General features: G+C 58.6%; 10 protein-coding genes. 2 read left to right on the forward strand and 8 right to left on the reverse strand.

Annotated elements, in window-relative coordinates; all coding sequences use genetic code 11:
- Nucleotides 1-4: 4 nt before the first annotated feature.
- On the reverse strand, nucleotides 5-1,204 hold the full coding sequence (locus PMI22_RS06105; RefSeq protein WP_007948017.1) for a tyrosine-type recombinase/integrase: 1,200 nt from the start codon (nucleotides 1,202-1,204) through the stop codon (nucleotides 5-7).
- 223 nt (nucleotides 1,205-1,427) lie between these two features.
- Here PMI22_RS06105 and PMI22_RS31470 point away from each other — a divergent pair, with 223 nt between their 5' ends.
- Nucleotides 1,428-1,781 (forward strand): hypothetical protein, encoded by a 354-nt coding sequence (locus tag PMI22_RS31470; protein WP_157214456.1) that lies wholly within the window; start codon nucleotides 1,428-1,430, stop codon nucleotides 1,779-1,781.
- Nucleotides 1,782-1,793: 12 nt separating this feature from the next.
- Nucleotides 1,794-3,704: an esterase EstP gene (gene estP, locus PMI22_RS06100; protein ID WP_007948018.1), complete on the forward strand. Its 1,911-nt coding sequence runs from the start codon at nucleotides 1,794-1,796 to the stop codon at nucleotides 3,702-3,704.
- 170 nt (nucleotides 3,705-3,874) lie between these two features.
- Here estP and trpE read toward each other — a convergent pair whose 3' ends face one another.
- The 7 genes from trpE to PMI22_RS06065 form a co-directional block, all read right to left on the reverse strand.
- Complete coding sequence (gene trpE, locus PMI22_RS06095) at nucleotides 3,875-5,356, reverse strand: anthranilate synthase component I (protein WP_007948019.1); 1,482 nt, start codon at nucleotides 5,354-5,356, stop codon at nucleotides 3,875-3,877.
- Nucleotides 5,357-5,427: 71 nt separating this feature from the next.
- Nucleotides 5,428-6,246, reverse strand: a complete 819-nt coding sequence (locus PMI22_RS06090) for a phosphoglycolate phosphatase (RefSeq protein ID WP_007948020.1) — start codon at nucleotides 6,244-6,246, stop codon at nucleotides 5,428-5,430.
- Complete coding sequence (gene rpe, locus PMI22_RS06085) at nucleotides 6,243-6,917, reverse strand: ribulose-phosphate 3-epimerase (RefSeq protein WP_007948022.1); 675 nt, start codon at nucleotides 6,915-6,917, stop codon at nucleotides 6,243-6,245. Before rpe ends, PMI22_RS06090 begins: the two co-directional genes overlap by 4 nt.
- Before the next feature lie 115 nt (nucleotides 6,918-7,032).
- The gene (locus PMI22_RS06080; protein ID WP_007948023.1) at nucleotides 7,033-8,181 is read right to left on the reverse strand and encodes an iron-containing alcohol dehydrogenase; all 1,149 of its coding nucleotides are present in this window, start codon (nucleotides 8,179-8,181) and stop codon (nucleotides 7,033-7,035) included.
- A 221-nt stretch (nucleotides 8,182-8,402) separates the two neighbouring features.
- On the reverse strand, nucleotides 8,403-9,227 hold the full coding sequence (locus PMI22_RS06075; RefSeq protein WP_007948024.1) for an ABC transporter permease: 825 nt from the start codon (nucleotides 9,225-9,227) through the stop codon (nucleotides 8,403-8,405).
- 12 nt (nucleotides 9,228-9,239) lie between these two features.
- The gene (locus PMI22_RS06070) at nucleotides 9,240-10,487 is read right to left on the reverse strand and encodes an ABC transporter permease (protein WP_007948025.1); all 1,248 of its coding nucleotides are present in this window, start codon (nucleotides 10,485-10,487) and stop codon (nucleotides 9,240-9,242) included.
- A 198-nt stretch (nucleotides 10,488-10,685) separates the two neighbouring features.
- A complete protein-coding gene (locus PMI22_RS06065) occupies nucleotides 10,686-11,729 on the reverse strand; it encodes an ABC transporter substrate-binding protein (protein ID WP_007948026.1) in 1,044 nt (347 codons plus the stop codon).
- Nucleotides 11,730-12,034: the final 305 nt, after the last annotated feature.

Genomic DNA, 12,034 nt, shown 5'->3' on the forward strand with positions numbered 1-12,034 from the left:
CCATTCAAACAAGTTGATTTTTAGTAACGGACTCGACCATATGCGCCCAGTCTTGCATCATTTTTTTACGTTCAATCATATATTCAGCCTGGTTGTAGCTGGCTCTAACTTTATTTCTATCCTTATGCGCCAACTGCCTCTCAATTACATCCGCGCGATAACCCATTTCGTTCAGAATGGTCGATGCCGTAGCTCGAAAAGCATGTGCAGAAACATCCATTGTGCCTTCTCCGTTGAGTTTCATTCTCTCAAGAGCTCTATTGAGAGTAGTGATGGTCATGCACTCAGCCGGCCGTCTGTGGTTCGGAAACAACTGCCGCTGTGCTCCCGAGATAGCCTTCAGTTGATCAAGCAGCAGCATTACCTGAGTGGAAAGCGGAACAATGTGCATCTCGCGCATTTTCATGCGTTCAGCTGGGATGCGCCACTCCGCACGCTTAAAGTCGAACTCATTCCACTCCGCCTGCCTCAGCTCTCCAGGCCTGACGAAGGTCAGCAGAAGCAGCTTCAATGCAATCACGGTCGCCTTACTTCCACCATAGCCATTCGCGACCTCGACGAGCTGCAAAACCTGCTCACGGGTCAACGGGCGTCTGTGTTGTACCCTTGGCCGGGTAACGATCCCTTTCAGCGCCGCAGCCGGGTCATGATCAGCCCTAAGGGTAGCAACGCCGTATCTGTAGACTGCCGATAACCACTGCCGTACCAGAAGCGCCACTGTCGGCGCACCACGGTCATCCACTCGCTTGACGATAGCAAGCAGCTGCGCCGCCGTGACCTTGCGCATGGCCTGCTCGCCAATGAACGGATAAATATCATTATCGAAAGCGGTCTGCACTTGCTTCAAGTAATACGCACTCCAGACTGCCTTCCGCTTATCTATCCACTCCTCCGCCACCGTTTTGACAGTATTTGCATTTTCTGCCTGCCGGAGCGCCTGTTCGGCCTTGCGCTGCTGAGCAGGATGAATGCCCTGAGCTACCAAAGTCCTTGCCGCATCCTTCGCTTTACGTGCCTCCGCGAGGCTGACATCGGGGTAACGCCCAATAGCGAAGACGTTCTCCTTGCCATGTATGCGGTACTTCAATCGCCACAGTTTCGATCCGCTGGCTCCCACCAAAAGAAAGAGTCCCTCTGAATCAGTCAGTTTGTAGGCTTTTGATTCAGGCTTGGCGGTACGAGCTTTGATGTCGGTAAGTGGCATGCGGGTTCAATCAAGGTGGTGGCTCGTACCACCAACCGTACCCCCAATTAATTTGGCTGGCAATGTACAAGGCAGTACTCAATAAACACGAAAGCCCCGCTGCACGGGGCCTCAAATAAAACTTAAAGACCTGAAAAACTAAAAAAGATCAAGATGTCAATTATCGATCATCAGCAACATGGCGTTTTGAACCTCTTGAATTCACTGACTTTAAAGATGGCCTTTGAATGATTTACCCGCAGAGCGCTGCGCTTTGTCAGGTGCTGGAGCAGCGCCAGCAAAGCGGCATTTCAAACAGGCAAAGAAGGCAAAGCGGTACAGGGCCGACGGGGCCGGCAAAAAGAATTCAGGCGCGCCAACGCCAGCGGGCGTGTGCCTTGATGACTTGATCCAGGAGTTTACTGATGATCAACACGGAGAAGGTCTCTTTCATACGTCCGGGCACAGTAACTTAGCCGGGCAGAGCGTGCAATATGGCCGGGGCTACTGCTCGCGAAACTATCAAAGGCTGCGCGACAGATGGCAAAAGGCTGGAAGTTTTTGGTACTGTCGTTTTGTTCACTACAACAATAAATAAATGGACTTGCTCATGATCAAACAGACGTTGTTTGTACCGCTCGCAGGATGCTTGCTCGTGATGGCCTGCGCCCAAGCGAGCGCAGTACCGAATCCTTACACCGGTTTCGTCGTCTTCGGCGACAGCCTCAACGACGCCGGGACCTTTGCCGACACCGGCGGACCTGCCGGGTCGACCCAACGTTACACCAACCGGACGGGGCCGGTTTATCTGGATGGCAGCGGCGAAGTCCGCTCGCTCAACTCCACGCAAATACTGGGTGGAAAACTGGGGTATTCGGCGGACCAGACCGCGTCATCGAATTCGGCGGTTCGCGCCAGCAATGGTCAGCCCGATGGCAACAACTGGGCCGTCGGCGGTTATCGCACCGATCAGATTCTCGATTCGATCACCACCACTTCCGCCACTGGCGAGCGTACCCGGGCGGGTTACCTGCCTTCGAACAACTTCCGTGCCGACCCGAACGCGCTGTATTACCTGTCGGGTGGCGGTAACGACTTCCTGCAAGGCCGCGTCACCAGCCTGCCTCAGGCCAGTGCCGCCGCCGACCGATTGGCCAACAGCGTGCAGACGCTGCAAACCACCGGGGCCAAATACATCATGGTCTGGCTGCTGCCCGATATCGGCCTGACGCCAGCAATCAACGGCAGCCCGCTGCAAGCGTTCACCTCTCAGCTCAGTGCCCAATTCAACACCGAATTGGTGAGCCGACTGCAGAACATCAATGCCGAAATCATCCCGCTGAACATCCCGGTGTTGCTCAATGAAGCTTTCGCCAACCCGGCCCAGTTCGGCCTGGCGACCGATCAGAACCTGACCGCCACCTGCTTCAGCGGCAGCGGCTGCACCGAGAACGCCCGTTACGGCATCAACAGCGCCACCCCAGACCCGACCAAGCTGATCTACAACGACTCGGTACACCCAACCGAAGCCGGGCAACGTCTGATCGCCGATTATGCGTACTCCCTGTTGTCAGCACCGTGGGAGCTGACGCTGCTGCCGCAAATGGCCCAAGGCACCCTGCGTTCTCACCAGGACGAACTGCGTAACCAATGGATGGCTGACTGGGAAAACTGGCAAGGCGTCGGCCAATGGCAAGCCATTGTTGCAGGCGGTGGCCAGCATCAGGATTTTGACGGGCAGGACAGCGTCGTCAGCGCCGACGGTAATGGGTACAACCTGAACATCGGTGGCAGCTACCGCCTCGACGATGCCTGGCGCGTCGGTGTGGCGGCCGGTTTCTATAACCAGAAGCTCGAAGCCGGGACTAACGACTCCGACTACAAGCTCAACACTTACCTGGGTACGGCATTCGCCCAATACCAACAAAATCGCGTATGGGCTGACATGGCGTTGACGGCCGGGCATCTGGATTACGACAGCCTCAAACGTAAATTCCAGCTGGGCGCCAACGAACGCAGCGAAAAAGGCGACACCAGTGGCTACGTCGAAGCCGCTAGCGCTCGCCTCGGCTACGACATCGCACAGCAAGTCAGTAGCCCTTGGCACTTGTCGCCGTTTGTCAGCGCCGATTTCTCCAAGGTAAAAGTCGATGGTTACTCGGAGCAAGCCACTGATTCCACAGCGCTGAATTTTGCCGATCAGGAAAGTATTTCCCGACGTCTGGGCGTCGGTTTGCAGGGCAAATACCAGATCACCTCACAAACCGAGGTATTCGGCGAAGTGGCTCACGAGCGTGAGTACAACGACGATGTTCAGGACGTGACCATCAGCCTCAATAGCCTGCCCAACAATCAGTTCACGCTGGAAGGCTACACCCCGCAATCCAATCTGAACCGGGTGAACCTGGGTGTGAGCCACAACCTCACCAAGGAGCTGGCACTGCGCGCCAGCTACAACATTCGCAAGGATGATGACTTTACTCAGCAAGGGATTAACTTAGGGGTTGCGTTGGACTTCTAAAATCGCGAGGTAAAAAAAACGCGGCGTCCTTACAGGCGCCGCGTTTTTTATGGCGTGAGCACAATCATGTGGGAGCGAGCCTGCTCGCGAAGGGGTGGTGTCAGTCGACATCAACTTCGCTGATACACCGCTTTCGCGAGCAGGCTTACTCCTACAGGTATTGCGTGGGCTCAGGTATCCGGGGTTTGCTCGGCCAGGGCCACGGCACGGAACATCGCGCGGCGTTTGTTCAGGGTTTCTTCCCATTCCAGCGCCGGTACCGAGTCGGCGACGATGCCGCCACCGGCCTGCACGTGCAGCTCGCCGTTTTTGATCACCGCCGTGCGGATTGCAATGGCGGTGTCCATATTGCCGTTCCAGGCAAAATAACCCACCGCACCGCCGTAGACGCCACGTTTCACCGGTTCCAGTTCGTCGATGATTTCCATCGCGCGAATCTTCGGCGCACCCGACAACGTGCCCGCCGGCAGAATCGCCCGCAGTGCATCCATCGCCGTCAGACCGGCCTTCAACTGCCCGGTGACGTTGGACACGATGTGCATCACGTTGGAATAACGCTCGATGACCATCTTCTCGGTGAGTTTCACCGAACCGATTTCCGAGACCCGACCGGTGTCGTTACGACCCAGGTCGATCAGCATCAAGTGCTCGGCAATTTCCTTGTCGTCGGACAGCAGGTCTTTTTCCAGTGCCAGGTCGGCTTCTTCGTTGGCGCCGCGTGGGCGGGTGCCGGCTATCGGGCGCACGGTGATCAGGTTGTCTTCGACCCGCACCAGCACTTCCGGCGAACTGCCTACCACATGGAAGTCGCCGAAGTTGAAGAAGTACATATAAGGCGTCGGGTTGAAGCAACGCAGCGCCCGGTACAGATCGATCGGGGCTGCCTTGAAGTCGATCGACATGCGCTGGGACGGTACGACCTGCATGCAGTCACCGGCCAGGATGTATTCCTTGATGGTGTCGACGGCTTTTTCGTAATCGTCCTGGGTAAAGCTCGAACGGAACACCGGATCAGCCGACTGTTGCTTGCTGAAATCCAGGCCACGGCGCGGCGTGATCGGCTGGCGAAGCTTTTCCAGCAGTTCTTCCAGACGTTCAAGGCCTTGTTCGAAAGCATCGACCTGTGCCGGGTCAGCCAGCACAATTGCGTGCATCTTGCCGGCGAGGTTGTCGAACACCACCACCGCATCGGAGACCATCAGCAGAATGTCCGGCACGCCCAGCGGATCCGGGTTCGGGCATTTGCCCAAGCGCTTCTCCACATACCGCACGCAGTCATAACCGAAATACCCCACCAGACCGCCGTTGAAACGCGGCAGACCGGCAATGGTCGGCACGTTGTAACGGGCCTTGAAGGTTTCGACGAAGGCCAGCGGGTCTTCAACGTCGTGACTTTCGGTCTCGATGCCGTCGACGGTGATACTGACGTGATGGTCATGCACCCGCAGCACGGTGCGGCACGGCAGACCAATGATCGAATAACGGCCCCACTTTTCCCCGCCCTGAACCGATTCCAGCAGGTAGGAGTTCGGCTCGTCAGCCAGTTTCAGGTAGATCGACAGCGGCGTGTCGAAGTCAGCCAGGGTTTCGCAGGCAAGCGGGATGCGGTTGTAGCCGGCAGCGGCCAAACGCAGGAATTCTTCGCGGATCATGGGGTAGCCTCGTGGCTTGAGGGTCTAACGGTCAGGTATGCAAACGCGCCGGTACGCCGGCCAGGAACAAGTCAGGCGCGCCAACGCCAGCGGGCCAGGGCCTTGATGACTTTCATCCAGAGTTTGCGAGTGACCACCACGATGGCGTTTCCAGCAGGGGGTTGAACAGCGTCGCGCAACGTTATCTCAGCGGCTGGATCCAGGCAACCGCGAATTAGTTTGCGCAGATCGTCGATCACCAGCGCCGGCGACTCTTCGGCAATCGGCCGGCCATGGTTGTAGCCGTAACTGAGCGCCACACACTTGACCCCCGCCGCTTTCGCCGCCAGCACATCGCTGCGCGAATCGCCGACGAACAAGGATTGCGAGGCCGGGATGTTGGCCATTTTCATCACGAAAAACAGCGCGGCCGGGTCGGGCTTTTTTTGCGGCAAGGTATCGCCGCCGATGATCCATTTGAAGTAGCGGCCGATTTTCATCTGATCCAGCAGCGGCGCGACGAAACGCTCCGGCTTGTTGGTGATCAGCGCCATCTCCACGCCCTGCTTGTGCAGCCACTTCAAGGTATCGCGCACACCGGGGTAAACCACAGTCAGCTCATGGCTTGCGCCATAGGCCTGCATGAAAATCTCCAGTGCGCGTTCAGCCTCACTGTTGTCGACGGCGGAATGCTCGATGCTTCCCGCCAGCGCACGCCGCACCAATACCGGCGCGCCGTTGCCGACCCATTCACGTACCGACTCGATGCCGGCAGGCTGACGCCCCAGCTTGAGCAGCATGTTATCCACAGCCGCTGCGAGGTCCGGGAGCGAATCGATCAGCGTGCCATCCAGATCGAACATCACCAGCCGCGGCAGACGCCCCGGGAACAACTGCTCAAAACCACTCATGGGCGAGCCAGTGCCAGTTCGGCGCGCATCTTCTCGATCACTTCCTGATAGTTTGGCGTGTTGAAAATCGCCGAGCCCGCGACAAAGGTGTCAGCGCCAGCCGCAGCGATTTCACGAATGTTGTTCACGTTCACGCCGCCGTCGATTTCCAGGCGAATGTCACGCCCGGAGGCATCGATCAACGCACGCGCCTGGCGCAGTTTGTCGAGGGTGCCGGGGATGAACTTTTGCCCGCCAAAACCCGGGTTGACGCTCATCAGCAAGATCATGTCGACCTTGTCCATCACGTATTCGAGCACGCTCAGCGGGGTCGCCGGGTTGAACACCAGGCCAGACTTGCAGCCGCCTTCGCGGATCAGTTGCAGGGAACGGTCGACGTGCTGCGAGGCTTCCGGATGGAAGGTGATGTAAGTCGCACCGGCTTCGATGAAGTCACCGACGATACGGTCCACCGGGCTGACCATCAGGTGCGCGTCGATTGGCGCGGTCACGCCGTATTTACGCAGCGCCGCACACACCATCGGGCCGATGGTCAGGTTGGGCACGTAGTGGTTGTCCATGACATCGAAGTGCACGAAGTCGGCACCGGCGGCCAGGACGTTGTCCACTTCTTCACCCAGGCGGGCGAAGTCGGCGGAGAGAATCGACGGAGCAATGACGAAGGGCTGCATGACGCACCTTTTTGAGCGGAATCACGATGGCGCGCATTGTATACCTCATACTTTGGCGCGCGCACTGTGACCGCGATGATTGGGCCTGCCTTCGATCATTAAGTCACGGCAGGCTCTAGTACGCCGCTCGGTAGATCTTCTCGATATCGGCGGCGCTCAATTTGCGTGGGTTGTTGCGCATCAAGCGCTCGATCCCCGCCGCTTCAGCGGCCATGGCCGGGATGGCGTCCTCGGGAACGCCGAAGCTGCGCATGCCCAGCGGGATTTCCACCGCTGCGCACAGTGCGGTCATCGCCTCCACGGCTTTGTCCGCGGCCTCGTTGGCACTCAGATGAGCGGTCTTCACCCCCATGGCCTCGGCAATATCTTGCATGCGCTCAACACAGGCCATCTTGTTCCAGGTCATGACATACGGCAGCAACAAGGCGTTGCTGACACCGTGGGCGATGTTGAAACGTCCGCCCAGCGGATAAGCTAGCGCATGCACCGCGCCAACCCCGGCATTGCCGAACGCCATACCCGCCATCAGGCTGGCGGTGGCCATGTCTTCGCGGGCTTGCAGGTTGGATGGATTGGCATAGGCCTTGGGCAGCGCCTTGGCGATCAGCTTGATGGCGCCGATGGCCAGGGCATCAGTGATCGGCGAGGCATTGACGGACAGATAGGACTCGATGGCATGCACCAGTGCATCGACGCCACTGGCAGCGGTGACACTGCGCGGACAGGTCAGGGTCATTTGCGGACTGACGAGCGCCACGTCGGGTAATAGATAGTCGCTGACGATGCCTTTTTTCAGCTGCGCGACCTTGTCGGAAAGGATCGCCACGTTGGTGACTTCCGACCCCGTACCGGCGGTGGTCGGGATGGCGATCAGCGGCGGGCCTTTACGCGGCACCTGATCGACACCGAACAGATCTTCCAGCGCGCCGTGGTAACCGGCATACGCCGCCACGCTCTTGGCAATGTCGATAGCACTGCCGCCGCCCAGACCGATCAAGCCGTCATGCCCGCCGTCGCGATAGACCCGCATGCAGTCTTCGACAATGGCGATTTCCGGGTCTGGCAGGACCCGGTCGAAAATCTCGTAGGTGCGATCACCCAACTGCGCCAGCGCCAACTCGACCGTGCCGGATTTGACCAGTGCTGCATCGGTAACGATCAGCGGGTTATCGACATCAAGACGCGTCAGTTCAGCGGCGAGCTGCTCGATGGCACCTGCGCCGGTGATCAGTTTATGAGCAATTTTAAAAGAGGAAAGACTCATCGTGCGCAGCCTCTTATAGATAGGGGAGCTGGGCACAATAGTAGCTGGGGATTGGGGTTTGTCCGTTATTCAGGTCGTGAATGACCAACGATCCCGAAACCACCACAATTCAACTGTGGGAGCGAGCCTGCTCGCGATAGCGGTGTGTCATTCAACATTGATGTCGGCTGACACTACGCTTTCGCGAGCAGGCTCGCTCCCACAGGGGAAGATGTGTGGCGTCAGACCTGGGAAGTGCGCAGTTTTTCGCTGCGCCCGCGCAGCCATTCCAGGGTCAGCAGCAGGATTACCGAGAAGGCAATCAACAGTGTCGCGGCCGCCGCAATCGTCGGACTGAGGTTTTCACGAATCCCGCTGAACATCTGCCGTGGCAAGGTCGCTTGTTCGGGACCCGCGAGGAACAGCGTGACCACCACTTCATCGAACGATGTCGCAAAGGCAAACAGCGCTCCAGAGATCACCCCCGGTGCAATCAACGGCAACGTCACCCGGCGGAATGCCGTCAGCGGCGAGGCACCGAGACTTGCAGCGGCGCGCACCAGATTTTGGTTGAACCCCTGCAACGTCGCCGACACGGTGATGATCACAAACGGCACACCCAACACCGCATGCACCACGATCAGCGAGAAGAAGCTATTGCCCAATCCCAACGGGGCAAAAAACAGGTAACTCGCCACACCAATGATCACCACCGGCACCACCATCGGCGAAATCACCAGGGCCATGACCAGTGGCTTGCCGGGAAAGTCGCCGCGGGTCAGGCCGATCGCCGCAAGCGTACCGAAGATCATCGCCAGCACCGTCGCCGCTGGGGCAACAATGATGCTGTTCTTCAGGGCGCGCATCCATTCGGCCGAGCCAAAGAAGTCCTGATACCAGTGCAGCGAAAAGCCTTGCAGCGGGTACACCAGGAAACTGCCCGAGTTGAACGACAGCGGAATAATCACCAGCACCGGCAAAATCAGGAACAGCAAAACCAGGCCGCAGAGAATCCGCAAACTGTAGAACCACACCCGCTCAACGGGCGACATATAAGGACTCAGCATTTCGTTCTCCCCTTAGCTCAGGCGCAGGCGACTGGCACCCACCAGCCAGCTGTAAATCAGATAAAGCACCACAGTCGCCAACAACAGCAGTCCACCCAGTGCGGTCGCCATGCCCCAGTTGATGCTGGTGTTGGTGTAGAAGGCGACGAAGTAGCTGACCATCTGATCGTTCGGGCTGCCCAGCAACGCCGGGGTGATGTAGTAGCCGATGGCGAGGATGAACACCAACAGGCAACCGGCACCGACACCGGCATAGGTCTGCGGGAAGTACACGCGCCAGAAACTGGCGAACGGGTGGCAGCCGAGGGAAATCGCGGCACGCATGTAGGTTGGCGAGATGCCTTTCATGACGCTATAGATCGGCAAAATCATGAATGGCAGCAGGATATGCACCATGGAGATGTAAACCCCGGTGCGGTTGAACACCAGTTCCAACGGTTTATCGATGATGCCCATGGCCATCAGGCCGCTGTTGATCAGGCCGCCCGATTGCAACAACACGATCCACGCAGCGACACGCACCAGGATCGAGGTCCAGAACGGCAGCAGGACCAGAATCATCAACAGGTTGCTTTGACGCGAAGGCAGGTTCGCCAGCAGGTAAGCCAATGGATACGCCAGCACCAGGCAGATCGCCGTAATGACCAGCCCCATCCAGAAGGTCCGGGCGAAGATATCCAGGTAAATCGCCTGATCGGGTGTCGCCGGGGCCAGTTCGCCGAGGTCATCGATCCGATGATCGACCGCCGCCAGCAGGTAGTAAGGCGTAATGCTGCTGACGTTGCGGCGCACCGCTTGCCAGTAGGCCGGGTCGCCCCAACGCTCGTCGAGCGCTTCCAGCGCTTCTTTATAGGAAGCCGGTTCAGTGGCGAACGGCAAGGCACGCGCGGTTTTGGTCAGCAGGCTGCGGTAGCCGGCCAGTTCCATGTTCAAGCGCTTGGACAAATCGCCCAGGGTTTGATTCTTGCGGGCTTCGGCGAGGTCTTCGCTGGCCGCTTTGTAAACCGGTTCAGCGGGCAGGCCTCGGCCGTCCCAGCCAGCGATGGCCGACACAGTGCGCGGCATGCCGCCGACCACTTCCGGGTTACCCACGCTTTTGTAGAGCAGCGCCACGATTGGCACCAGGAACACCAGCAACAGAAACAGCACCAACGGCGCGATCAAGGCTTGAGCCTTCCAGCGGTTGATCCGCTCGGCGTGCTTGAGTCGCTGCTTCAAGGTGGGGTCAGTGCCCGCGTTCAGGGGAATGGCGGTGGCCATGGCGTACTCCGGAAATCTTTGATCGTTGCAGAGGTGGCAAACACCGCCTCGAACTTTTGTTACTGATCGTTCCCACGCTCTGCGTGGGAACGCATCCAGTGACGCTCTGCGTCACAGGGACGCGGAGCGTCCCGGGCGGCACTCCCACGCAGAGCGTGGGAACGATCATCCGGTGAACCGTCGTCCTGTGTGACTTGCTTACTTCGCAGCCCAGGAATTGAAGCGCTGTTCCAGTTGCTCGCCGTTGTCAGCCCAGAAGCTGACATCGATCTGCACCTGGTTGGCGATGTTTTCCGGGGTGGTCGGCATGTCTTTCAGGACATCCTTGGCCAGCAACGGTACGGCCTGGATATTGGCCGGGCCGTAGGCGATGTTTTCCGAGTAGGTCTTCTGCTGCTGCGGCTGCACCGAGAAGGCGATGAACTTCTTCGCCGCTTCAGCGCGTGTTTTATCCAGACCTTTTGGAATCGCCCATGCGTCGAAGTCGTAGATGCCGCCGTTCCACACCACTTTCAGGTTGCTTTCTTTCTGCACGGCAGCGATCCGGCCGTTGTAGGCCGAGCTCATGACCACGTCGCCGGAAGCGAGGTACTGCGGCGGTTGTGCGCCGGCTTCCCACCACTGGATGCTTGGTTTGAGCTCATCGAGTTTCTTGAACGCGCGGTCCTGACCATCCTTGCCGGCCAGTACTTTGTAGACGTCTTTGGGCGCTACGCCGTCGGCCATCAGAGCGAATTCCAGGGTGTATTTGGCGCCTTTGCGCAGGCCACGCTTGCCCGGGAATTTCTTGGTGTCCCAGAAATCCACCCAGCTGGTTGGCGCGGAAGCCAGTTTGTCGGCGTTGTAGGCCAACACGGTCGACCACACGAAGAAGCCCACGCCACACGGCTGGATAGCGCCTTTGACGAAGTCCGCGGGGTTGCCAAACAGCTTGGGATCAAGCTGCTCGAACATGTCTTCGTCGCAGCCACGGGACAGTTCTGGCGATTCAACTTCTACCAGGTCCCAGGACACGCTTTTGGTGTCGACCATGGCCTTGACCTTGGCCATTTCGCCGTTGTACTCGCCCGCCACGATCTTGCCGTTGCCTGCCGCTTCCCACGGTGCGTAGAAGGCTTTGACCTGCGCAGCCTTGTTCGCACCGCCAAAGGACACCACAGTCAGGTCCGGACCCGCCGCCATCGCGTGTGCCGCACCGATCATGCCCATGACCAGGGCGGTGAATTTCAGGGATCTCAACATTTATTGTTCTCTCCACGTGCAGGGTTGGTGTTGTTGAAGCCGGGGCGATCAATTCGCCTCAAGGGGACGCTCTCACTTAGTTTCCTCACCGCGTTGTCGCCTTAAAGCGGGCCAGGCAAGGCGCAGGCCGCTGGGAATGGTGTTCCCTTTCCAAGGCCTGCAACGCAGCCTGGCCCGCTTTAAGGCACAACCCGAAGGGCCGGGCCTGCTGTTGTGCAGGGCTGCGTTGCTCGAAGCTTATTTGGAATGACCAAACCACGCTTCTCGCGCCTTGCCCTGCACAACAGCAGACCCGGCGCGGTGTG

This window comes from Pseudomonas sp. GM21 (assembly GCF_000282215.1).
Taxonomy (GTDB): domain Bacteria; phylum Pseudomonadota; class Gammaproteobacteria; order Pseudomonadales; family Pseudomonadaceae; genus Aquipseudomonas.